At 61.1% G+C, this 22,296-nt stretch carries 30 protein-coding genes; 19 read left to right on the forward strand and 11 right to left on the reverse strand.

The features are described 5' to 3' along the window. Nucleotide 1 precedes the first annotated feature (1 nt). Entirely contained in the window at nt 2-2,698 is a 2,697-nt protein-coding gene (locus AXW84_RS00175) for a sensor histidine kinase (RefSeq protein WP_068227137.1), read from the reverse strand. A 121-nt stretch (nt 2,699-2,819) separates the two neighbouring features. Next, nucleotides 2,820-3,014 carry a hypothetical protein gene (locus AXW84_RS00180; RefSeq protein WP_068227140.1) on the reverse strand — a complete coding sequence of 65 codons (195 nt, stop codon included), beginning with the start codon at nt 3,012-3,014 and terminating at the stop codon, nt 2,820-2,822. Nucleotides 3,015-3,471: 457 nt separating this feature from the next. Here AXW84_RS00180 and AXW84_RS00185 point away from each other — a divergent pair, with 457 nt between their 5' ends. From AXW84_RS00185 to AXW84_RS00200, 4 genes are all read left to right on the forward strand, one after another. Next, the gene (locus AXW84_RS00185) at nt 3,472-3,771 is read left to right on the forward strand and encodes a hypothetical protein (RefSeq protein ID WP_157886710.1); all 300 of its coding nucleotides are present in this window, start codon (nt 3,472-3,474) and stop codon (nt 3,769-3,771) included. Nucleotides 3,772-4,039: 268 nt separating this feature from the next. After that, complete coding sequence (locus tag AXW84_RS00190; RefSeq protein ID WP_068227144.1) at nt 4,040-4,864, forward strand: PAS domain-containing protein; 825 nt, start codon at nt 4,040-4,042, stop codon at nt 4,862-4,864. 9 nt (nt 4,865-4,873) lie between these two features. Next, a complete protein-coding gene (locus AXW84_RS00195; RefSeq protein WP_068227145.1) occupies nt 4,874-5,167 on the forward strand; it encodes a hypothetical protein in 294 nt (97 codons plus the stop codon). A 403-nt stretch (nt 5,168-5,570) separates the two neighbouring features. Next, nucleotides 5,571-6,761: a PAS domain-containing sensor histidine kinase gene (locus tag AXW84_RS00200; RefSeq protein WP_068227147.1), complete on the forward strand. Its 1,191-nt coding sequence runs from the start codon at nt 5,571-5,573 to the stop codon at nt 6,759-6,761. Nucleotides 6,762-6,969: 208 nt separating this feature from the next. Here the strand turns inward: AXW84_RS00200 and AXW84_RS00205 are convergent, their stop codons facing one another. After that, nucleotides 6,970-8,094, reverse strand: a complete 1,125-nt coding sequence (locus AXW84_RS00205; RefSeq protein ID WP_068227149.1) for a replication initiation protein — start codon at nt 8,092-8,094, stop codon at nt 6,970-6,972. Between the two features lie 793 nt (nt 8,095-8,887). On the opposite strand from AXW84_RS00205, the gene AXW84_RS00210 reads away from it, so the two are divergent. The 10 genes from AXW84_RS00210 to AXW84_RS00250 all read left to right on the forward strand — a co-directional run bounded on the left by AXW84_RS00210 (nt 8,888) and on the right by AXW84_RS00250 (nt 13,803). Continuing rightward, nucleotides 8,888-9,913, forward strand: coding sequence for an LPD29 domain-containing protein (locus AXW84_RS00210; RefSeq protein ID WP_068227151.1), 1,026 nt, complete (start codon nt 8,888-8,890; stop codon nt 9,911-9,913). Between the two features lie 306 nt (nt 9,914-10,219). Next, complete coding sequence (locus tag AXW84_RS00215; protein ID WP_068227154.1) at nt 10,220-10,576, forward strand: hypothetical protein; 357 nt, start codon at nt 10,220-10,222, stop codon at nt 10,574-10,576. A 10-nt stretch (nt 10,577-10,586) separates the two neighbouring features. Next, nucleotides 10,587-10,976 (forward strand): hypothetical protein, encoded by a 390-nt coding sequence (locus AXW84_RS00220; protein ID WP_068227156.1) that lies wholly within the window; start codon nt 10,587-10,589, stop codon nt 10,974-10,976. A 374-nt stretch (nt 10,977-11,350) separates the two neighbouring features. Then, nucleotides 11,351-11,638 carry a hypothetical protein gene (locus AXW84_RS00230; RefSeq protein ID WP_068227160.1) on the forward strand — a complete coding sequence of 96 codons (288 nt, stop codon included), beginning with the start codon at nt 11,351-11,353 and terminating at the stop codon, nt 11,636-11,638. A 53-nt stretch (nt 11,639-11,691) separates the two neighbouring features. Continuing rightward, nucleotides 11,692-12,033, forward strand: a complete 342-nt coding sequence (locus AXW84_RS00235) for a hypothetical protein (RefSeq protein WP_068227162.1) — start codon at nt 11,692-11,694, stop codon at nt 12,031-12,033. Between the two features lie 34 nt (nt 12,034-12,067). Continuing rightward, entirely contained in the window at nt 12,068-12,199 is a 132-nt protein-coding gene (locus AXW84_RS26180) for a hypothetical protein (protein WP_257722056.1), read from the forward strand. Nucleotides 12,200-12,253: 54 nt separating this feature from the next. Continuing rightward, on the forward strand, nt 12,254-12,409 hold the full coding sequence (locus AXW84_RS24220) for a hypothetical protein (protein ID WP_157886711.1): 156 nt from the start codon (nt 12,254-12,256) through the stop codon (nt 12,407-12,409). Between the two features lie 61 nt (nt 12,410-12,470). Next, nucleotides 12,471-12,965 carry a hypothetical protein gene (locus tag AXW84_RS00240; RefSeq protein ID WP_068227164.1) on the forward strand — a complete coding sequence of 165 codons (495 nt, stop codon included), beginning with the start codon at nt 12,471-12,473 and terminating at the stop codon, nt 12,963-12,965. A gap of 80 nt (nt 12,966-13,045) precedes the next feature. Then, nucleotides 13,046-13,321 carry a hypothetical protein gene (locus tag AXW84_RS00245; RefSeq protein WP_068227166.1) on the forward strand — a complete coding sequence of 92 codons (276 nt, stop codon included), beginning with the start codon at nt 13,046-13,048 and terminating at the stop codon, nt 13,319-13,321. 89 nt (nt 13,322-13,410) lie between these two features. Next, nucleotides 13,411-13,803 (forward strand): hypothetical protein, encoded by a 393-nt coding sequence (locus tag AXW84_RS00250; protein ID WP_068227168.1) that lies wholly within the window; start codon nt 13,411-13,413, stop codon nt 13,801-13,803. Nucleotides 13,804-13,829: 26 nt separating this feature from the next. Here the strand turns inward: AXW84_RS00250 and arsB are convergent, their stop codons facing one another. The 8 genes from arsB to AXW84_RS00290 form a co-directional block, all read right to left on the reverse strand. Continuing rightward, complete coding sequence (gene arsB, locus AXW84_RS00255; protein ID WP_068227170.1) at nt 13,830-14,915, reverse strand: ACR3 family arsenite efflux transporter; 1,086 nt, start codon at nt 14,913-14,915, stop codon at nt 13,830-13,832. Between the two features lie 18 nt (nt 14,916-14,933). Continuing rightward, complete coding sequence (locus tag AXW84_RS00260) at nt 14,934-15,428, reverse strand: GNAT family N-acetyltransferase (protein ID WP_068227173.1); 495 nt, start codon at nt 15,426-15,428, stop codon at nt 14,934-14,936. 28 nt (nt 15,429-15,456) lie between these two features. Next, complete coding sequence (locus tag AXW84_RS00265) at nt 15,457-15,900, reverse strand: DMT family transporter (protein WP_068227175.1); 444 nt, start codon at nt 15,898-15,900, stop codon at nt 15,457-15,459. Between the two features lie 17 nt (nt 15,901-15,917). Beyond that, nucleotides 15,918-16,691 carry a metallophosphoesterase family protein gene (locus tag AXW84_RS00270; RefSeq protein WP_068227177.1) on the reverse strand — a complete coding sequence of 258 codons (774 nt, stop codon included), beginning with the start codon at nt 16,689-16,691 and terminating at the stop codon, nt 15,918-15,920. A 69-nt stretch (nt 16,692-16,760) separates the two neighbouring features. Continuing rightward, complete coding sequence (locus tag AXW84_RS00275) at nt 16,761-17,219, reverse strand: DUF6428 family protein (RefSeq protein ID WP_068227179.1); 459 nt, start codon at nt 17,217-17,219, stop codon at nt 16,761-16,763. A gap of 30 nt (nt 17,220-17,249) precedes the next feature. Next, entirely contained in the window at nt 17,250-17,603 is a 354-nt protein-coding gene (locus AXW84_RS00280) for an ArsR/SmtB family transcription factor (RefSeq protein WP_068227181.1), read from the reverse strand. 457 nt (nt 17,604-18,060) lie between these two features. After that, nucleotides 18,061-18,474: a hypothetical protein gene (locus tag AXW84_RS00285; protein WP_068227184.1), complete on the reverse strand. Its 414-nt coding sequence runs from the start codon at nt 18,472-18,474 to the stop codon at nt 18,061-18,063. Nucleotides 18,475-18,803: 329 nt separating this feature from the next. Beyond that, nucleotides 18,804-19,076 carry a hypothetical protein gene (locus tag AXW84_RS00290; RefSeq protein WP_068227186.1) on the reverse strand — a complete coding sequence of 91 codons (273 nt, stop codon included), beginning with the start codon at nt 19,074-19,076 and terminating at the stop codon, nt 18,804-18,806. A gap of 180 nt (nt 19,077-19,256) precedes the next feature. Between AXW84_RS00290 and AXW84_RS24225 the strand changes: the two genes are divergently transcribed. From AXW84_RS24225 to AXW84_RS00315, 5 genes are all read left to right on the forward strand, one after another. Beyond that, entirely contained in the window at nt 19,257-19,445 is a 189-nt protein-coding gene (locus AXW84_RS24225) for a hypothetical protein (RefSeq protein ID WP_157886712.1), read from the forward strand. A gap of 75 nt (nt 19,446-19,520) precedes the next feature. Continuing rightward, nucleotides 19,521-19,829 (forward strand): type II toxin-antitoxin system HigB family toxin, encoded by a 309-nt coding sequence (locus tag AXW84_RS00300; RefSeq protein WP_068227189.1) that lies wholly within the window; start codon nt 19,521-19,523, stop codon nt 19,827-19,829. Between the two features lie 38 nt (nt 19,830-19,867). Further along, nucleotides 19,868-20,221 carry a helix-turn-helix domain-containing protein gene (locus AXW84_RS00305; protein WP_068227191.1) on the forward strand — a complete coding sequence of 118 codons (354 nt, stop codon included), beginning with the start codon at nt 19,868-19,870 and terminating at the stop codon, nt 20,219-20,221. 453 nt (nt 20,222-20,674) lie between these two features. Further along, nucleotides 20,675-20,992, forward strand: a complete 318-nt coding sequence (locus tag AXW84_RS00310; protein WP_068227193.1) for a hypothetical protein — start codon at nt 20,675-20,677, stop codon at nt 20,990-20,992. A gap of 99 nt (nt 20,993-21,091) precedes the next feature. Continuing rightward, on the forward strand, nt 21,092-22,243 hold the full coding sequence (locus AXW84_RS00315) for a Fic/DOC family protein (RefSeq protein ID WP_068227195.1): 1,152 nt from the start codon (nt 21,092-21,094) through the stop codon (nt 22,241-22,243). The last annotated feature ends 53 nt before the right edge of the window (nt 22,244-22,296 follow it).

The raw sequence follows: 22,296 nt of genomic DNA on the forward strand, positions 1-22,296 counted from the left end.
GCTAGGAAAAGAGGGGTAGGGGGATGCGCAGACGCACGTGGGTGCCGAATTCGGGGGTGGAGTCGACGGCGACGGTGCCGCCCAGCAGGGCCACGGCGTCGCGCACGGTGCGCAGGCCCAGGCCTTCCGCCACGGCCCGCGGGTCGAAGCCCCGGCCGTTGTCTTCGGCCCGCAGGCTGACCCAGTCGGGCAGGGTTTCCAGCTCTAACAGGGCCTGGGTGGCCCCGGCGTGCCGCACGATGTTGTGGGCCAGCTCCTGGGCCAGGCGAAACAGGGTAACCTGCACGGGCGGCGGCAGCGCGTGCGCGTCGCCCCAGACCTGGCACTCGATGCGCAGCGGCGGCGTCGACAAATCGCGGCACACGTCGCGTACAGCCACGGCCAGGCCAAATTTGGCGAGCGAGGTCGGCACCAGCTCGTGGGCCAGGGTGCGGGTCTGCTGCATGGCTTCGGCCAGCAGGCGGTTAGTGTGGTGATGCAGGGCCGAGAGGTCGGGCAGCGTGTGCAGGGCGGGCGTGTCGAGCTGGTCGAGGTGCAGCTTGGTGGCGTAGAGCACCTGGCCCAGGCCGTTGTGCAGCACTTCGCCCAGGCGCTGGCGCTCGTCTTCCTGGGCTTGCAGGATGGCCAGCAGCAGCTCCTTGTGGCGGTCGAGCTTCAGGGCCAGGTTTTCGGCTTCCAGGCGCTGCACGTCGCTGATGTCGAGGCACACGCCCAGCACCCGCACCGGGGGCCCCGGCGCGTGCGGCAGCGCCACTCCCTTGCAGCGCACAGTCTTCACCACCTCGCCCACCCGCAGGCGCAGGGTCGCGTCGAAGGCGCGCGTGCCGGCGGCCAGGGTGCGCAGCAGGCGCGCGGCGGCGGGCCGGTCGTCGTCGAGCACGGCGTCGAGGAAAAGCTGGGGCCCCACGGCGCTGCCCACCGGCCGCCCCAGCAGGTGGTACAGGCCGTCGGACCAGATGAGTTCGCGGGTGGCCCGGTCGTAGTCCCAGCTGCCCATCTGGGCCACGGCTTCCGACTGCTGGAGCAGGGCCAGGCCCTGGGCCTTCGCCTGCTCCAGCAGCTTGCGGGCCGTGATGACCTCGGACGTCAGCACCAGCAAGCCGTCTTGCCGCACGGCAAGGTGGCGAAACCAGTGCTGCATGCCTTCGCCCTCGTACCACCCCTCGAAATCGGCCGGCTCCCCGGTGGTGGCGACTTGCAGCAGCCGGGCCAGGACGCCGGCGGGTACCGTTTGCGGAAACATGGCCGTGAAGCGTTGCCCCGCCAGGTCGTCGCGGCCCACCACTTGCTGGTTGAACGCGTTGAAAAGCAAGATTTCAAAATCCTCGGCCCGGTCCGCCGCGTCGAGCAGGATGCGCATGACGACAATGGCGGTGGGCGAGGCGTCGAACACGGTTTGCAGCAGGTGGCGGCTTTCGTGCAGCTCCTGGGTGCGCGCGGCCACCTGTTGTTCCAGGCCTGCCGTCAGTTTCAGGAGCTGCGCCTCGGCCTGCTTGCGGGCGGTGATGTCGTTGAAGAGCACGGCCACGTGCCGGTCGGGGGGCGGGCCGATGGGAAAAGCATTTATGTCGAACCAGCGACTCATCGACTCCACGTTCGCCTCGAAGCGCGTCGGCTCGCCGGTACGGGCCACCCGGCCGTACACGTCTGCCCAGAGGGGTTCAATGGCGGGCACCAGCTCGCGAATGGTTTTGCCCAAGGCTCTGTACAAGCCGGTTTGCTTTTCAAACGCTGGGTTGACGTCCAGGAAGCGGTAATCGGTGGGCTGCTGCGCCGCGTCGTAGAGGACCTCCACCACGCAGAAGCCTTCGTCCATCGAGCGGTAGAGCGCGGTGTAGTTGTCGGTGGCCTGCTGGGCCAGCGCGTCCTTCAGGCGCAGCAGCTCCTGGGCCGCCTGCTCGCGCGCGGTCACGTCCTGGAGCAGGCCCAGCAGCCGCACGGGCCGGCCCGCCGCGTCGCACTCCACCCGGCCGTGGGCTTCCAGCGTGCGCAGCTGCCCATCGGGGTAATAGATGCGGCGCTGGTAGTAATAAGGCTGGTGGTCGGCCACGGCCTGCGCCACCGCTTGCTCCACCGCCGCCAAATCGTCGGGGTGGGAGCGGGCGTTGATGCTCGCCAGGTCGGGCGCGAACTCGCCGGGCTCCTCCCCAAACAGCCGAAACAAGCCATCCGAAAAATGAAACTGCCCGGTGGCCAGCGCCATTTCGTAGCTGCCGGTGTGGGCCACTGCTTCGGTACGCCGCAGCAGCGCGTCGGTGGCGGCCTGTCGGGCCTGGCGCTGGATTTCCACCTGCTGCTGCGCCGTGATGTCCTGCCAGTACACCACCCAGGTATCGGCCTCGCGGGCGCTGGTCATGGCAATCCACTGCTGCTGCCGGGGCAGAAAAAACGTGCCCGGCGGCGGCGGCAGCTCGCTCGGCACCAGTTGCAGCGCCTGCTGCAAGTCGGGGGGTAGGGTGCCAGCGGTGGCGGGTCCCAACCGCTGCCCTTGCAGCGCCTCGGGCGAGGCCCCCCACCAGTGGGCGGCCTGCTGGTTCACGCGCAACACCGTGCCGTGCGCGTCGAGCACCACCACGCCCCAGGGCAGGGCCTGGAGCAAGGATTCCGCGTCGGTGCCCGCCTTGGCGGCATCGCCGGCAAGGGTAGGCGGAATGGGCAGGTCTACGGGCGCAGCGTTGGGGGGAAGGTTTTCGCGCATGTGCGAAGGTCGGCACTAAGGCGCAGCTATTTGCTTATCCCAAAAAGGTTTGTGTTAAATCCCTATCGCAGGTAAAACAGCCCCGCGATGGGGCAGGCGGGTCATGCGCCATTAGTCAGGCTCAGGTAGTAGCCTGGAGGGCCTCATGCACATCCAGCCAGCTCAGCTCGCCGGCCACGTAGCGGGCGTACAGCTGCCGGGCCACGGCCGTGGCCTTGGTTTTCAGGCGGGGCACAGCGGCCTGCATCTGCACCAATACCCGCGCCCGCTGCTCCGGGGTTTGGGCGCTGGGGCCAAAGCGCGTATCGTAGGCCATCGTAAAAAACCAAAAGGAGCGCACCGGTGCACTGGCTCAAAGGTCCGGCCGCGAAAACCGCAACGCGCTACGGCCAATACGAGAACGACGCTTCGGATTATACGTGGTTTTGCCCTAAAAAATCACGGATTTTCCATGCCGGGCCTTGCAAGGCGGCCAGCGCGAATCCGCGCGGCCGGGGCAGCAGGTCTTCCCGACGGGTGCTGCGGCCGATACGGTCCGGGCTGCGAATAAATACGCGTTGAAAAACAGGTATTTACCCCGCCAAAAACCGTAATCCAGCGGAGGCGCCCAGGGTGGCGGTCCCGTTCCTTTGTGGAGGCTGAAAGGCGGGCTGGGCCACCTGAGCCGGCGGCCACTCCCAGCATTACAGGCTCCGCCGGGTTTTTCGGCCGCCGGGCGCTTTAGCGGTACCCGGCTACGTGGCCTTGGTGCGCTACTCCCTACCCCCGTTGCTATGCGTTCCCCTCCTCGCCCGCCGCTGTCTGAGCCGACAGCTACCGTGCTCCTCTCCGTGAACCTAGCCGCCGTGGATGCCGCGCTGCTGGCCCGCATCCTGCTCCAGCCCCAGCCGCAACTGCTCATCGACTGTGGAGCGCAGCCCTGCCGGCGAGGACTGGGCGTGTGCTACTTCCTCTCGCAACTGCTGTTGCTGCGCCAACGCGGGGCCAGTGTCTGGCTCTGTAACGTCGACCCGCTGCTGCGTCGCCACCTCCGGCAACTGGGCCTCGAAGCCCTCTTCTTCCTAGCCGAGTAGCGCATGCGCACACTGGCCATCCTGACCAAACGCCGCCGCCGACTACCGGGCGGCCAGGTCAGGGGCCGGTAGCTGGCTACGGCTCCAGTTTGGTTTGTCTGCTAACCTGTTCTGCGCTCCCCCGATGAAGTCAACTTATCCAGCTTTTTCTTTTTCTACGGCCCAGCCCCGTGCCCTCCCCCTTGCTACCGGGCTAGCCAGCCCGTGCCGGCCCGGTGCGCTGGTGTCGGAAACTACGGATGCGGCTGTTTACCAGCACTTACGGGAGTTGCTGGCGCAAATGCCGGTGGCCATGTACCTGCTGCGGGGGCCGGCGCAGGTCATCGGCCTAGTAAACCGGCCGGCCGCCGCCGGCTGGGGCCGCGCGGTAGACCAGGTGCGGGGGCAGCCTTTTTTCGAGGCCCTGCCCGCCCTGCGCGGCCAGGGCTACGAGGCCGCCTACGCCACCGTGTGGCAAACCCAGCAGGCCGTGACGTGGCGGGAGGCCCGCATCACCCGAGTGCGGGAGGCCGGCGGGCCGGCGGTGCCGGGCTATTTCGATGTCACGTTTCAGCCGTTTTACGAGGGGCCGGGCGGCCTGGCGGGCATTCTGGTGACGAGCCACGACGTGAGCGAGCAGGTGCTCGCCCGCCAGCACCTGCACCACGCCACCGCCGAACTGGCGGCCACCAATGCCGGCCTGGCCGACTACGTGCGGGAGCTGACTCAGGCCGCCCACGCCGCCCAGGCCCACGCCGAAGGCCGGGCGGCCCTCCTGGCCCAATTGCTGGAGCAGGCACCGCTGGCCATCGGCCTGCTGGTGGGGGCCGACTACGTAGTGGAGGCGTGCAGCCCCGGCCTGCTGGCGCACTGGGGGTACCCCCGGGCGCAGGTGCTGCACCAGCCGCTGGCCGAGGTGCTGCCCGCTTTGTCAGACCAGTTGCATGCGGTGCTCAAAGAGGTGGCCCGCACGGGCGTGCCCGCCGTGGCCCAGCAGCCAGGGCCGGGCGGAGCCGGGGCAGTACCCATGTCCTTCACGTACTCCCCCTTGCGTGGCGCGCAAGGCGGTATCATTGCCATTGCCGCCGTGCAGCTAAGCGGGTCGAACACCTGACCGGGACCCATGGACGAGCCCTCGCTTCTCACCGTGGCCGAGCAGGTAGTGGCCGCCGAGCTGGCTTACTACCACCAGCAGGCAGCGTGCACCCCGACCGCCGCCGACCAGGCCACGTGGCAGCACCGGCAAGCGGCGGATGAGCTGCTGCCGCCGCCACTGCCGTTGCCCGCGCCGGTCACGTTTGGGCGGCACGTGCTGGAGCGGCACGGGTATTCGCTGCACCGCTTCATGGCCACGCACCTGAGCCCCGGGGCCTGGCGCTACTGGCTGGGCCAGCGGGGGTTGCTCATTCCTTTTTGAGGGGAGAAGAGCGCTGCCCTATTGCTGACCCTGGTTGAAAATCCGGTTCAAACGCCGCCTTTGGAGTTGAACCCGTTTGTTGGGCAGCTTCGCTATTCCAGGACCGTGCGCAACTGCCCGCGCTAAGCGGCCGTGCACATGGAGCAAGCGACTGGTTGCTTGCTAAAAAGCCGGCCGTCCGCGCTTCTCGCGGTACTTTCCCGCTTGGGTCGCGGCGCTATACCCATGGCCTTGTTAAAAGCTTATTCCTAAAGTCGACTTTGCTACTAATGACGGGCTAGGGGAGCAAGAACTGTAAGAGAGCCCTGATTAGCGGGCCGTTGGGGAAGGACGACGCCAGGAATTTAGTAAGCCCCTCGGCCATGAAGCACTTATCTTGCTAGCTCATCCGTGGCCTGCTGTTATGTCGCCCAACCCGTCGTCCTCCCCAACGCTCGATTCGCTCCAAGCCGAAAACGACGCCCTACGCGCGCAAATTCAGCAGTTGCATGCCAACCGGACGGCCGTAGCCGCGCAAAAGGAAAAAGACGACACCTACGAGCAGAGCCAGGTGCGCTTCCGCACCGTGTTCGAGAATTCGCCGCTGGGCCAGAAAATCATCAGCCCCGACCTGCTCATCCGCCAAGCCAACCCGGCGCTGGTGGCCATGCTCGGCCTTACCCGCCCCGACGAGGTCGTGGGCCGGCGCATCATTGACTTTGCTCACCCGCACTTTCGCAACGACTGGGACCACTTGCAGGAGCGCCTCTGGCACCACCACATTCCCACCTTTACCTTCGACACCTGCCTGGTCCGCGCCGACGGGTCCTCGTTCTGGTGCCAGGTCCACTCCATCCTGTTCCCGGACGAAGGCCAGGAGCTGGGCTACACCACCCTCATCGACATCACGGCGCACAAGGAGCTGGAAGCCGCCCTCAAACGCCTCTACGACACGCAGGAAACCGTCCTGCACCTGGTGGCCCACGACGTGAAAACCCCCATTGCGCACATCCAAATGCTGACGGAACTGCTGCGCCGCGACGGGGCCGGCCAAGAATCGGACGCGCCCAAGTTTCTGGGGCTCATTGAGCACGCCTGCGACGAGGCCAGCGCCCTGCTTCAGGACGTGCTCTACATCGGCGAAATGGACGCCACCCGGCTGAAAAAAGAGCCCACCGACCTCAACGCTTTCCTGGACACGCAGCTCACCCTGCACCGGGTCGCCGCGCAGCAAAAAGGCGTGGCCCTGACCTTGGAGCTGCCGCCGCACGTCGTCACCGCGCCCCTGAACCCCAACAAGTTCAACCGGGTGGTGGTCAACCTGCTCACCAATGCCCTGAAGTTCACCCCGGCCGGGGGCCGGGTCGTCGTGCGCCTCGAAGAGCCCGCCGGCCGGCCGCGCCTCTCGGTGCAGGACACCGGCGTCGGCATTGCCCCGGCCTTGCAGGCCCGTATTTTCGATAAGTTCAGCACCGCCGCCCGGGCGGGCCTCTACGGGGAAGGAACGACGGGGCTGGGCCTGTTCATCACCCAACAGATTGTGCGCCTGCACGGCGGCAAAATCCGGGTTGAAAGCCGTGAAAATGCGGGTACTACCTTTTTTATCGACTTATAAACGGAATAGATACCGCTAGTTGGTGTTTGTCAATTGGGTGTTGTTCAACAAAGAGGGGGAAACCTCCGACTCACGCCTCCGACCAATTGAATCACTGAACAAACTGCCCTGTTGACCGCTATATGCAGGATTTTGACGTGGAAGTGCTGCGCTCGGAATCAACTCGTTTAACCTTTGAACCAAACTTTTAACCAAGGCCGAAAGTCCGCTACTCGTTATCAGCCTCTCCGAATAGGCCCAGCTGCAATTCTTGCCGCACCTCCAGGGCTTCGGCTTTCTGCTGGTCTAGAACCTGCTTTGCGGCCCGCGTGAGGGCCGTATTGCAGTATTTTTCCTTGCTGTTGATGCGGTCGGTCGGGTGAGTCGCCTTCAAATCCCATTCGTGCAGGATTTTCAGCACGCCCTCGCGGCCCAGGGTAGGGGCACAGCGGGCAATGTTTTTATCCGTCACCTTCCAGGACCGTAGGCGTTCGATGATGCTTTTGGTGGTGGGATTGTTGAGCCAGGAATCCGGGATGCTATTCTGCTGCTTATGTACCAGCTCGAAGCGCAGGCGCACGATTTTTGGCCGGCCGCGTAGCGTCCGGCCGGTTTCGGAAATGGCTTTCATCGTAAAAGCCACGTCAGTATCGGCCAGCTCTTCGAGTGGCTCGGTGGTCGTGCGCAGAATTAAATCTTTCGCCAGCGGGTACTTCACAATCACTTGCCCGTCCTTGTCTTTCTTAGGTTGCCGGCGCTTGTCAAGCACCGGGCCGCAGTCCATGAGCAAGCGGTAGTCTTCAATATCCACTTCCCAAAACCCCGTGTCTTTAAAGGCCGACAGTATCTCAAAGAAACGCATCGAGTACCAGCTTTTGAGGCGCATATATTGCGCCAACTCGTAGGAGGTATAATGCGCGACGTTGATGAAGTAATCAGCCAGTGCCGGGTTTAGGGGTATCGTAATTACCGAATCCTTGTACCCCGCCGTTTCCTCCTTGGTCGTGTCCAGCAGGTGCCGGCCCCGCCATTCCTTCTTGTCGGGACTCTCGAAGTACCAAACCGTCGTGAGCAGTTCCACGATGGCCCCCTGCACCTCGTTGTAAACTGCCCGCCGCGTGATGCCGGTATGCTCTACCACGTCTTCTATCCGCATTTGGTAGAAGGGCCGCAGGGCGTAATCATCATCCCTAATCTGGTCGAGCACCCGCGCCATAATCCGCTTGGCCGCGACGCTCATTTTACTCTGCCGCGAGAACGTAACGTTCCAGTGCTGCTTGACCAGATGCTTATGCACCGGCTCATAAACTAGGCCCAGGGGGAGGGTAGCGAGGGAGCTGTTTTTGTTGCTCATGGCGGATTGAATCTGGGTGGGATAGATAGAAACCAGAGAGGCGGGAGCTTCTGAGATGTAGCGAAGTTAGCAGTAAAAAAGGACAAGGTAAATTCCTTGCCCTAAATAGTGACTGCATTTGCCCTTTTAATCGGGATAAAGTGACTGCATTTGTCCTTTTAATACCTACACCAAGTGACTGCATTTGTCCTTTTAATACCCCCCGGCATGACTGCATTTGTCCTTTTAATACCATTTACTCCTTATAGTAAAACTATTTGGTCGTTTTTAAAAGGACAATCAGTTTTTTTCTAACTATTTAGTCTGAAAAAAAAGAAAGCATTTAGAACTGTGGATAACCCCAGAAAAGGGACAAACAAAGCAGTCAAAAAAGGTATAAAACGCAAAAATTGGGATTGCACTTTTCTACTATTTTGTACTATTATTCTTATATTGGCTCTCGGACTTCCCCTCTGATATTTACTACTCCAATTCGAGCGCGGGTGGTGGCCGAGCTGTCCAGGGCTCCGCTTCGCTGCGGTGCTGCGCGCAGCTCCCGCTTGGTCGCTCCCTTCCCATCCCTACCGCGAACCAAAGGAAGCCGACCAAGGGCCCAAAACACCCAGCTGCTAGCAGAAATTAGTGAATACAACGCCTTGAATTGGCCAGAAGAAAGAACAAAAGGGGAAAAAACACCAACCATGCCACAAAAGATGTATAAATTACTTAAATAAAGATGTATTTTATGCAATATTAATGGGCCGTTTTACGTTTAAATAGTATAAGGAAGCAGCACAAAAACAACGCTTTAGCTATGAAAACGACCGGCCAAGACCTCGCCCAACTTCGCAAGCATTTTACCGAGAACGCCCGGCAGGTGCGGGTGGAAGGAGTAGCCGACACGGTAATCGTGGGCTACGTGCGCCACTACGGCAGCCAGTTTTCTTACGCCGTGTTTTTTGGCAAGCAGGCCAAGCCCGCCAAACATTTCAGCGCCAAGGACGAGGACCAAGCGGAACAGCGCGTCATCGAGGCACTGACCCAGGCCGGCAAAGTGGCCGCCCTGAAGGCGCAGGACCGCCAGAAGGGCCGCGCCCCGTTTCACGACCGCCAGGAGGGCGACGTTACTTGCCGCAGCTACACTGTAGCCGGCACCGCGCAGCTTATCCGGGAGGCCCTCAAAGTAGCCTTCCCAGAGGTGAAGTTCAGCGTAACATCGGATAGCTTCGCCAACGGTACCAGCGTTCGCATTGCCTACACCGACGGGCCGACCCGCAAACAGGTAGAGCAGGTGTACGCCGCTTTCGAGAGTGGCCAGTACAACAGCCAAGAGGAAATTTACGAGTATCGCCGGGAGCCCATGACCATAGACAACAGCGGCCAGCTGTTTCGTATGAGCTACGGAGCCAAGTACATTAGCGAAAGCCGCAGCTACTCACCGGCTTACGGCTTTTTTCTGAACTTGCTGGACTTGCGCCAGGCCCCGACGCTGGCCGAACAGTTCGCCGCGTTCGAAAACTGGCACAGCGCCCAGCGGTACGGGATGCAGACGAGTTGGGGCGAGCACGCCGGCACCTGCACCGTGAGCAGCAACAGCAGCCACGGCGACCTAGAGCGATTTGCCGAGGCCCTGACCGTGCAGGGCTACGCCGTGCGCCTCACAGAACTTGGCGACGAGTTGACCCTGAGCGCCAGCAGCAGCCCCCAGCCCGCCCCAGTGTCCGAGCCCGACGAAACCGACCGCGAATATTACGCCACCGAAATGCAATGGCTAGCCAACCCCGGCCAGGATAGCACCGACCGCGAATTTGAGGCGGCAGAACGTAGCTGGCTGGCTTAGGGGAGCGCCCCCCCTACGGGGGGGGAGGGACCGGGGCCTGACGGGGCCGGGAACAAGAGGAAATTGCCATTGCAAAATGCCAGTAGGCAGGCCAGCCGAGCCGGAGTTTCTGCAATTGTAAAAAGTAAATAGGTGGACTAAAGGGGGCAGCACGTTTTGCAATTGTAAAAACTACAAGAGGGAAAAATACACCAGCCATACCAGGAAAATATGTAAAAAATGCTTAAATAAATTTGTATTTTTTGCAACATTATAGGGCCATTTTGCGTTTAATATGTATCAGCAACACATCCAAAAGCCCTTTTTATGAGCAACACGCCCAGCCCCAAGCCCGCAGTAGTCGAAGAAGCTTATACCATCCTGATGCAGTTAGGCGGCAACAAGTTTCTGGTGGTAACCGGAGCCGATAAGCTGCTGGCAGCCGGCCGGACAGACAGCAACCCGAACCCTTGGCTGCGCATGGACTTGCGCAAGAACAAGGCCCAGGTAAACCGGCTGAAAATTACGCTCATGCCCACGGACACCTACAAAGTGGAATTTTACCGTCAGGTGCTCGTCGATTGGGAGCCGGTGATTAGCCACGAGCAGACATTTGAAATGGTGTACGGCGAGGACTTGCCCGCTCTCTTTACGTCGGTTACCGGCTACGATACTCATCTCTAAGCGCCGAGCCATGCCCGCCCCCCGAGCCCTGGCCATCGACCTGGAAGGCCAACAGGTAAAAGTGTATCGCAACTTGAAAAACGGCCTTTTTTCGGTCCAGTTCGGGGGGCTGGTCGTGGCCCACCTGGCCACGGTGCAGCTGCGCGGCGTGCACTTTAAAGTGAGCGAGCCCGCCCGCCAGCGGGTGCTCGCCCAGCGTCAGCGCAACGTTCACGCCTACGCCATCGGCACGTTCACCCGCGCCGCGCAGCCCACGGCCACCGAGCCAATCTCTTACAACCCCTACCAGGCCGGCCATTTTTTTGCCTGGAGGACCAGGCCCCGATTCACAGCGCCACGGCCCTGGTGCTCACCCAGGGCCGTGGCTTATGCCAGCGCCCTGGCCAGTCTTTTCTTCTAATCAGCCTTTCAGCGCCGCATCGAGCACCTTCGGTTAGGTGCATCTTTTAACGGGGCCAACGGGCTAATCCGGTGATAGTCTGACTAGAGTCAATGACTGCATTTGTCCTATTAATTCCCAGCCCGCCCCCGATGGATGCCGACCTGAAAGCCCTGCACAGCGCCGTAAACGCATTTTCGAAGGCCCGCCGCGAGGCCAGGAGTACCGCGAAAGCGCTTAGCCGGGCCGGGCGCCACCAGTGGGGGATGGGTTGGGACCGCCGGCACTACTTGGACCAGTTGGAGCAGTGCGCGGACAGGGCCAGCAGCGAGCTGGCACAAGCAGAATCCGACTGTGGGAGGCGCTAGCGCAGGCCCCGCCGAAGAGTAAGCAGCATGAAAGCCAGCGAAGCCCCTACCATTCAAAGCCCGACGTGGAACGCCTACCGGGGCCGGATAATCGCCGCGATTGCCGACGTGGAGGTGCTGATGCACCAGCGGGATAAAGGCATCAATTCTGAGGTGCTGACCGAGGAGGTAGCCGAGCGGCTAGGGGTAGAAATTGATACCCCCGAGGGGTACGAGACTCTGCTTAAGCTTGTGCGGGCTACCCGCGCCATTGCCCGCGAGGGCTTGCGCATGACCCGCGAGGAGCAGGGTGGCCAGTATTCCTTGCTGCTCTAATTTTCGTCTTTTCCGTCGCAGCCCATCTTTCCTATAAAATCAGCTTTTATCCAATGGAAACGCCCCACAATCTAGCCGTAGGCGAAGCCGTTTTTTATGCCCGGGAACAGGCCGTCGGCATCATTTACGAAACATACACCTACGTTGACGGGCCGAAGGCCCGCCCCGGCGTGGGCTTGCTGCTGAGCGACGGGCGCAACGTCGGCGGCTTCAATGCCCGCGAGGCTGACCAGTTTCTGCTGCCGCTCGGTGCTACTGGCCTCGACTACCAATTTGCCAGCGTGGGCCAACTCGCCGCTGACTACGGGCGCGGGCTGTTCGGGGAAGCATTCCACAACGCCCAGGTCATGCACCTGGCTAAAACGTTGGCCAGCGCCCCGCCCCAGGGTGAGTAGCTTTTTTCCTTTTGTTCCTTTTGTTCCTTTTGTCATGAGCCTCACCCGCCAGAATGCCCCGATTACCCCCGTTTTTGCCTCGCAGTCGGCTTATTTAGCCGTAGAGCAACAACCGGCCGACGAAGCCGAAGCCGAGCGCCTGGCGCAGCTTCGGCAGCTTATTTAGGCCACGCCCGAGGTAGCAGACCTACGGGGCTTTGCCAGCCAGGCCCGCGAGGTGATGGGGGAGGGCTACACCATCCACTGCGGCAGCAACCACGTCTGGCTAAAGCATGACGACCAGACCGAGCGACTAGCCATCATCGCCGACCGCTACACCACCGCTTACCAGGAGTGGGCCATTTTGCCCGCCGGCCCGAAGAGCACTGACTTATAAAAAGTGGTTTTGCGCTACCATATTCGCGGTACTTTTCCCCAGCTTCTGACTGACCGCCCGCATGTATAATTTCCAGAGCATCACCAGAAAGGATTGGGTGACTGACTATGGCTTTCGCAAAGCCCTCGCAGCTAACCCCGGCACGATGAAGTTTGGCGGGCAGACCGTGGGAGCAGGGCGCAAGGATGTCGTGGAATACTGGCAGCGGGAAAAAAGCTCCTACCCCCTCTGGGAATTGCTGCTGTCTATGGGCAGCCACACCGCGCCCCAGACCCTGGCCTATTTTGACCTGCCGGCTGATACCGTGGAGTTTGTGCGCTGGGTCTACAACGAGGTTTCCCACGAAGAGCGGGAGCGGGTAGCGGAAATGGTGCAGGGATTTGCCAGCGGTTTCGACCAGATGAATTTCTTCCCCTACGCCGCCCTGTATGCCATTTGGCAGCGGGCTGACGAGCGCCAGGCCCGCGATGGCAACGTATTGGTGTACCTCGACCGCATTACCGAGCCGGACGGGCAGGAACTGGTGAGGCTAACGGCCCCCACATTTTTTGAATAGGCGGAACCGTGGAGCAGGCAGGCCGTAATGTTGCTAAAAATACATAGATTTTCAGCGTCATTGGCCCCCATGACCTCCGCATGATACCTATTAAAAAATTTCCTTTCGACACCCTGGCCGAGCTAATCCATTCGCTAGGGGAGCGCGGTAAAACGGCCAAAGCCCTCGAAATTAACCCGCGCACACTGCTTACCCGGATGCAAGACCCGGCCACGTTCACCGTGGGCGAATTGCTGAAAGTTGCAAAACTGGCCCGTATTAACCTGTCCGTGGTGGTTGCCTTGGCTGAGCACCAAATCAAGAACCCTATTGAGCCGCCTGCGCCCATTTTGGGCCGCCCTGCCCGTTTGTATTAACTCCCCGATGAGTACTACCCGAGTATGCGGCCCCTACCGGCATCCGGTCGATGCGCTATCATTTTGCTCTGCTTTTAGCAAATGTTTACATGGAACTTGAGCACCTTTTAGAGCCAAGCCATCCCAAGGCAGCTATTCACCAGCAGCAGCTGGCGCGACTGGCGGGCCTGCCGGAGCAGGAGCGCGAGGACGAGGCCCAGCTGCTGCGCGTGGGCAACGCCGCCTACCGCTACCACGAGCTGGCCGATGGCCACCAGACCCCGGCCGACTTCGAGCACTGGCTGGCCGGGCTACCGCTCCGCATGAAGGAGCAAATGGAGCAAGCCGGCTTCGAGGCCGTAACGGGCAGTTGGGCATTCCGCCGCCACATCCTGGAGCGGCGCAGCATCGGCTACGGCGAGTTCATGCAGCTGATGTTAGCCCGCGAGGATTGGGAGTTTATGCAGCAGCAGTTGAAGGACCCCGTTCCGGATGCACAGTGAATAATTTTGCAATTGCAAAAACCAGACTAGGCGGACCCTCCTCCATACCAGCGGCGGCGGAACCAGAAGGCGACATTTACCAGGGCAATCAGGGCCGGTACCTCAATCAGCGGCCCAATGACGCCGGCAAAGGCTTGCCCCGAGTTGAGCCCGAACACGCCGATGGCCACGGCAATGGCCAGTTCGAAATTGTTGCCGGTGGCCGTGAAGGCGATGCTGGCATTTTCGGCGTAGTCGGCCCCGAGCCACTTGCCGGCCGCGAAACTGAGCACGAACATGATGCCGAAGTAGAAGGCCAGCGGCAGGGCGATGCGCAGCACGTCGAGGGGAATCCGCACGATGGTTTCCCCTTTCAAGCTGAACATGACCACGATGGTTAACAGTAAAGCAATCAGCGTAATCGGGCTAATGGCCGGGATGAACACCCGCTCGTACCACTCATTGCCTTTGAGGCGGCGCAGCACCAGGCGCGAGAGAAACCCGGCCGCGAAGGGGATGCCCAGGTAAATCAGCACGCTGGGGGCAATGTCGCCCATGCTGATGTTCACGGCGTAGCCTTTCAGGCCGAAGTGCGGGGGGAGGACGGTGATAAAGAGCCAGGCCAGCACCGCGTAAAAGAGCACCTGAAAGATGGAATTGAGGGCCACCAGGCCGGCCGCGTACTCGCGGCTGCCATCGGCCAAGTCGTTCCAGACCAGCACCATCGCAATGCAGCGGGCAATGCCAATGAGAATCAGGCCCATCATGTATTCGGGCTTGTCGGGCAGCAGCCAGATGGCCAGGAAAAACATGAGCAGCGGCCCCACGACCCAATTCAGCACCAGCGACAAGCCGATGATGCGCGTGTTTTTAAAGACCGTGGGCAGCTGCTCGTACTTGACCTTGGCCAGCGGCGGGTACATCATTAGAATGAGCCCCAGGGCTAGCGGCACGTTCACCGTGCCCACCGAGAAGTAGTTCACGGCCCGGTTGATGCCCGGCACGAAGTAGCCCAGGCCCACGCCCAGGGCCATGGCCAGAAATATCCAGAGCGTCAGCCCCCGGTCGAGGCCCGAGAGTTTCTTTTGGGCGAGGGCCGCCGGGAGCGGCGCGGAAAGAGATTGAGGAAGCATAGTGCTGAGAAATAAAAGTTAAGCGACGCCCACGGTCGGGCTACGCCGCTCCATTTGCACCGTGTTGCGCCACACGCCGTGGTGCTGGCCAATTCGTTCGCGGTGCCCGATGACGCGGAACCCCGCTTGGGTGTGCAGGCCAATGCTGGCCACGTTTTCCTCAAAGGTGCCGGCTTGCAGCGTCCAGATGCCCTGCGCTTCGGATTCTTGAATCAGCGCCTGGAGCAGCTGCCGGCCCACGCCTTGCCCACGGGCTTCCGCCGCGATGTAGATGCTGATTTCGGCCACGCCGCCGTACACGCAGCGGCCCGAGACGGGCGAGAGGGCCGCCCAGCCCCGCACGGTCCCGTTGGCGGCCAGGGCCACCAGGCGGCTATGCGCCAGGTGCCCCTTGTCCCAGGCTTCCCACGTGGGGGCCTGCGTTTCAAAGGTGGCGTTGCCGGTCGCCATGCCGGCCTCGTAAATGGCCCGCACGGCGGGCCAGTGGGCGGGGGTTAGAGGAGCTATTTTCATGGCAAATGGCGGCGTGAGGGGTAGCTAATCATTTGCGATTGAGTAAGTAGGCTCCGGCCGCCAGTAGAACGACGCCTAGTAGCTTCGTCAGCGAGAAGCTGGTGCGGAACAGGCCCAGGAGGCCCAATTGGTCGTAGCAGAGGGCCGTGAGCAGCTGCCCGGTCACGACCAGAGCAAACAGGCTGGCCGCGCTGACCCGTTGCAGCGAAAAGGTGATGGCCGCCAGGTAGACCATGCCCAGCGCGCCCCCGGTCCACTGGTACCACTTCAACGCGCCGAAGGTGGCCATGCTGGGCACGGGCGCCTGGCCCGCCACCAGCACGCCCGCCGCCGCCAGGCTCCCCACCAGGTAGGAGATGAGCACGGCCCACGTCACGCCGTGCAGGGCCCCGCGCAACTGGCTGTTTACCAAGGATTGCGTGGTCAGGGCCGCCCCCGCGAGCACGAGCACGAGCAACGAGAGGACTTTCATGGGGCAGCGCGAGCCGGTTAGTAGGCCTTGCGCAGCATGTCGGCGTACTCGCTGGGCAGCGGCGAGGCTTCGACCGCCAGCGCGGCTTGCTCCACGTCGTAGGCCACCCGAATGAACTCGGCGCGCACGCTGCCGGCGTCGGTGAGCGAGGTGTTTTGGTCGAGGTGCAGCAGCAGGTAGGCGGCGCGGGCGTCGCCGTCCTTGGGCTTGCCCACCGAGCCGATGTTGAGCGCGTGCCGGTAGCGGGTTTCCCCCTCCACCTGGTAGGGAATGGACCGGTGATAGGGCTTGTGGGTATGGCCAAACAGCAGGATATCGGCCCCAGCTCCTTCCAGCAGGCGCGAAAAGCTGCCTTCCGGAAAGTCCTCGAACAAGTACTGGTTGATGCGGCGCGGCGAGCCGTGAACCATGAGCAGGCTGAGCGTGCAGGGCTCGTCCTGAAAATCCAGGCGCATGTGCTTGGGCAGCAGGCGCAGGTACCGCCGCTCGTCGTCGCCCACGATGGAATTCGTGTAGGCGATGCTTTGCGCGCCCAGGCCCTTGTCCACGTCCGTTTGGTAGGCACAGCCGCAATCGGAGCTGGCCAGGCCAATGCCCTGGTCGTAGTTGCCGGCCAGCGTGGGGATGCCCCGCCGCCGCACCTCATTCACCACCTCGTTGGGCCAGGGGGCGTAGCCCACCAGGTCGCCCAGGCAAAAGACCATGTCCGGCCGGCGCTGGTCCAGGTCGGCCAGCACGGCGTGCAGGGCCGGCAGGTTGCCGTGCACGTCAGAAAAGAAGGCAATCGTCATCGGAAGGAAGGGAAAATGGGGGATGGCAAGCAAAACGGCGCAACCGGCGGGGCTGCGCCGTGGGAGGCCTTAGCAGCACCCGCCGCCCGGCGTGCAGCACGCCGTTTGCAGCTGGGGCAGGGCAAAGGCGGCGTCGGGGATGCCACAGGCGTCTTGGGCCAGGCAAGCGGTCTGTTTGGGCGTCAGCACGAAGTCGTTGCCCTCGCGGACCAGGCCAAACTTGCCGATGGTGGCCTGCTGGTATTCCACCTCGATAGCCAGGTCTTCAGCGCCCAGGATGCGTTGCGACAAATCCAGGATGTGCAGGAATTTTAGGGGTGCCAGCCGGTGGTCGTAGTCGCCGGCTTCCCAGAGCTGGAAGTTGGCCACGGTTTCCTTGCGCTCGACGCCGCCGCAGTCGATGAAGTGCTTGCTGACGAGGCCGACTTCCGTGACGTGGAAGTGCGCGGGCAGGTACTCGCCCGTGGGCAGGCGGAAATTGACGGCTTCCAGTTCGGTCAGGGCCTGCTTTATTTCAGAAATTTTCATAAGAAAATGCTTTTAATGAGGTAGTTAGGATTAGCAAGGGCAGGCGTCGTCCGGCCCGCAGACCGGCCCCGTCGCGGTGGCCTCGATGAAAAAGGCCGTGAACTGCTGGTGTACCTGGTGCAGCAATTGGGTATTGAGGCAGTAGCAGACGGTTACCCCGTCGATTTCGCCGCGAATCAGGTCCAGGGCCTTCAGCTCCTGAAGGTGCTGCGTGACGGTGGTGCGCGAGAGGGGCAGTTCGGCGGCGATGTCGCCCGAGATGCAGGTGGTCTTGCTGGCCAGCAGCTGAATGATGGCCACCCGCGCCGGATGGGCCAAGGCTTTGGCGATGCGGGCGAGCTGCTGCTGGTCGGTGGTAAAGGCGGCGGTCTTAGCGTAGGTCATCGGGAGAGGTTGAAGGGACAGGAGTCGCCAGTAATTGCCCTAATAGGGCCTCAGCTCGTTGGTAGGCACGTTTCTCAGCAGCTTGAACCAGTTCTTCCACGTCACCGCCCAGCAGGCCATTATGCACCTGCGCTTGTAAGCGCAGTCCCTCCAGGGCGAGGCATTCCGAGCGAAGAACCCGCGCTAGAATGACGTGCAGCACGGGGTTTGGGAGGGAAGCAGCAGGAGGTGACATGCACGAGGAAGGGGGAGCTCTAATATGTCGCAAACATACGACATAGTAGGACGTATGTTTGCGACATAACGTGTTAAATAATTGGTCAGCGCGAAAAAATGATGTTTTGGGGTGGCAGTAGCAGACCACCAAAATCTACCCTTATTTCAAGAGTGGGGATATAACTTCCCTTTTGCAATTGCAAAATATCCGTATAAATTCGCGTAGTACCTTGTAAGCTAATTACTTAGACGTGTCGGTAAGCGTAATTTCTGGCAACGCCGTAGCCCCAGGCGGCATTGCCGGGACAGCGAGCCATTCATATTGGGTTTTCCACGGCGTTTGCTGGGCGTAGGGCACGAGCTGATAATGAAACGTGATGGTCTGGCCCACCTGATAATCGGCGGTGGCGGGCAGCGAGAACGTTTTCACCTGCTGGTAAAGGGTGCCCTGGTAGCCCGCAAGAGACAGCGGAGTTACGTCAATGCGCCAGCGCGGGCGCGGGTTTTGTCCCGTCCCGTCAAGGGTGGTTTCCAATTTGACCAGCCGCCCGCTCGTTAAATCGGACGCGGGGGAAACATCCTCCTTTTTGTGGCAACTGCTGCTTACAGTAAGCAGGCTCACGGTGGCCAGGGCGAGTAGCGGAATAGCTTTCATAATAGGCACCAGGTGGGAAAGAAGACCTACTGGCCACAAAAAGGCCTGATAGCTAACAAGATGATGCCAGTACGATACAGAACGTTGCAGGAGCGAAAGCGATAAATAAAAAAGCTAATTATCCAGCGGCTTAACCCAATAAAGTACCACGCCGGCCACGTCCAGGAAGGAAGCCCAAACCCGCACTGATTCCAAGAGCGGGTGTAGAACGTGGATTATTTTAAGGGACAAAACCCAAAAACCAAAGGAAAAGATTGTACTTCCCCACTGCCCCTAAAATTCTGTTTTGCTAGGCCAGCGAGGCAATCCACTAGACGAGGCATTGGGTATTAAAACGGCGTAAGGATGCCGCGTTGCCCAAACCAATAGGCCCAGGCCCGCGGGTTTAGGTGATGGGCCATGTAGCGGTGCAGGGAGTAGCCGTGGCGTTCAAGCACGAACCGCGTAAACGACGGGCGCGGCCTGGGCCGCTCGCTGGCCAGCGGGTGCAACAGGTCGTATACCGCTAAGCTTTGCTGCCAGGCCGTTTCATCGGCGGCCGTTACGGCCAGCAGGTCGAGTTGGCGATAATAGGCCAGTTCTACGTTTACGGCATGTTCCAACGGCGTACAATCAGTGGGCGGCTGACTGGCCAGGGAAGTAGGTGGGGAAGGTTGTGGTGGGACGACGAGCATACAGGGCGGCTGACCTACGTGTTTTTACAGCGGAACTACGTGTTTTTAACAAAGACAAAGTCTTTTGTTCAGCTTGCTACGTTCGTGTGGGCCTTGGACCTTTGCGGGATGATAGACAGCGAAGCCGAACGGCGACGGGTCGTGTGCGCGTGCCTAAACGTCACCAAAGGCACCGCCATTGCTGCCGACTTCTACGAGCGGCGCTTGTTGGTGCAGTATGTTAAAGGAGCACTGACCATTGAGCAGGTCTGTTCCCTGCTCGACAGGCGGCCTTTGCCGACCATTGTCTTTGTCTAGTGGACCCTATTGGGCGCAAGTTGGGTACTTTCTACGCAATACGGAATTTTATTCTGCATTGCGTATGTTTGGGGCATGGCGATGATTGTCATTGAGGAGAAGATTATCACCAGCTACGGCCGCAAGAACGCGCAGGCGCGGGAGGCGCTGAAGGTCTGGTTTGCTCAGGTGCAGCTTTGCACCTGGTCGAGTCACAACGACCTGCTGGCGGACTTCGCCACGGCGGATTACATCGGCCAGGGCCGTTACGTCTTCGATATCAAAGGCAACCATTACCGACTCGTCGCCCAGGTGCTCTTTTCGCTACGGACCGTCGATATCCGGCGTATTATGACGCACGCCGATTACAGTAAGCTCAGCAAAAAGCAGTTGCAAGACCTCTGAGGTCGTATTTCTTCCCTTTTGTTCTAATCCCCAAGCCCGTGACCCTGACCACCGAAGCCGAGCACAAAGCCGCCGTGAAGGAATTCCGGACGCTGGCCACCGACGAAGAGGCCCACCGCGACCGCCTGTTGGTGCTGCGCGATGCCATCTACGCCTTTGAAGAGGCCAACGGCCACAACCCCGGCCCCCCCACCACCGTCGCGGGCCGGCTCCAAGTCGAAATGTTCAAGCGCCACCTGAAACAGAAGCAGCTCGCGCAGCTGCTGGAGGTGGGCGAGTCGCGCCTGAGCGAGGTGCTGCGCGGGCGGCGGCCGGCCAACGGCGACTTTCTGCGCCGCATGTACCAGAAGCTGGGCATTCCAGCCGAAGAGGTGTTAGAACTAACTGCTTAACAAGGGGGTAGGTGCTTTGCAATTGGTAGAAGCGAAAAGACCTCTTTACGATGACTATTCAGAACGAGGCAGCCTACTAAGCGGGTAGGAGCTGTTTGGAAGCCCTCGACAGCAACAACTCCAATAATCTAGCGGAAATGGAAGCGCTGGGCAACGCCCTCGAAGCGTTTGAAGACAGCCACGGCCACACGCCGGTACGGAATGACTAGATAAGTGTAAAATAGTCAACGTCCTTATTGCGATGGTCAAGGAACTGCAACGGAGCACGCTGCCGCAGCGCTGGGTGTGAGGTGCCGAGATAAGAGCACTAGCCGAGGCCAATAGACAGGGGAAGAGAAACAACATCGTTTTGGCTTCGGGAGCTAAATTGCCTTCTGTTATCTCCGTCGTAAAACCGGGCCCTATCCCGACGCCTAGGCACCGCAGAAACCCCTAATTTTAATTCCTATCCCCATGCGCTATATTCCCCAATTCTCCGAAGACGAACGCACCCCGCAGCAGCGGCGCGAGGGTGTGAAGTGGGCCGTGGGCGTGGCTATGAGCCAGGGTGGCGGCGCGTCGCCCGAACTGGCCGCCTTATACCAACGCTACATTGCCGGCGAAATCGACCTGGCTTTCATTCGGGCCGAGCTTACCCAGCTCTATCCTCAGCAGCCTACCACCGACCCCCGGTACCAGGCTGGCCAGCCCGACCGCTACTATCCAATACTGGTAGAAGCCGCCCCGCAGCAGTACGAGCCGCTAGACATGGACCAACCTTGGATTGGCTAGCCTAGCTGGCTGACATCCCCACCAGCCGCCCTGCACGACGAATGGAAGAAGGCTTAGATGAACTACCCAGCCCGGCCCCGGCCGGGCTTTTTCTTACCGATGAATAGCCCTGAGCAGCCGCTAGACTTCACTAACCCCACCGACGGACTGCTTTACAACACCGTCGGGGCCACCAGCCAGAGCCACCTTGACCGCCGGGAGCACGACCTTTCGATTGGTCGGTTCACCGAACTGCGCTTTCCCAGGAGCAACGTGCCGGCCCCCGCCGTGCCCGCCCCGCCCACCCCGGCCGTATTCAACGAGCAGTACGCTCGGCACATACACAGCTACTTATTTCAGGATGTGTACCCGTGGGCTGGTGAAACCCGCGCCGACCGCAATTTTCAGGGTCAGAAGAAGGGCGACCGCGAGGGCTACCTGATGAGCTACGCGCACTACCGGCAAATTAGCCCCGACCTGGCGGCCGTATCGGCGCAGCTGAGCCAGGAAAACAATCTGAAGGGATTGGGCCAAGACCAATTCGTGAAGCGGGCCGCGTACTACCTGGACCACTTCAACCACATTCACGCTTTCCGAGAGGGCAACGGCCGCACCGTGCAGGCGATGTTTTTTGAGTTGGGCAAGCAGGCGGGCTATAAGTTGGACCTTACCCCCGAGTTCCGCGAGTTCAACCCGGCCCGCGATACCGCCTTGATTGCGGAATCCAGCAACCCGCGCAACAACATGGGTCGATTGGAGGGCCTGCTAGCCCGCCTCGTGCAGCCGCGTGCCGGAAGAGAGGCGGAGCTTGCCCGGCACCCGAGCCAGGCGCGGCCCTTGGTGGAGCCCACGCCGGCAGTGGCCCGCATTGAGGCGCTGCGCGAACTGAAGGCGAGCAGTCAGGCCGTGAACATTCGGCTGAATGAGCTGCGCCAGACCAAAGAGGGCGACCCGATGCACAACGCCCTTTTTATGAACCTTCAGCGGCACATCACGCCCAAGCCGGGAGCCATTGAGCAGCTAGCCCCCGCGCTCCACCGGCAGGTCGAGGCTGCCGCGCAGGCCCCCGCCAAGGTAGGGAATGGCCAGGCCCAGCTTGACCGATTCACCCGTGCCATCTACCAGGCCGCGCTATTGTATGCTGGCCAGGACCAGCAGCTCATCGTGACACCCCCCCTGCCGGATGGAGGACCAAAGGGAAAAATTGCGCCGACCCCGGAGCCGACGCAGCAAAAAGCCCCCGAGCCGAAGCGTCGAGGGCCAAAGCTGTAGGTTAGGCATTGCTGCTATTTTGAAGAGGATGTTTTGCAATTGTAAAATGCAGG

Source organism: Hymenobacter sp. PAMC 26628 (assembly GCF_001562275.1).
GTDB lineage: Bacteria > Bacteroidota > Bacteroidia > Cytophagales > Hymenobacteraceae > Hymenobacter.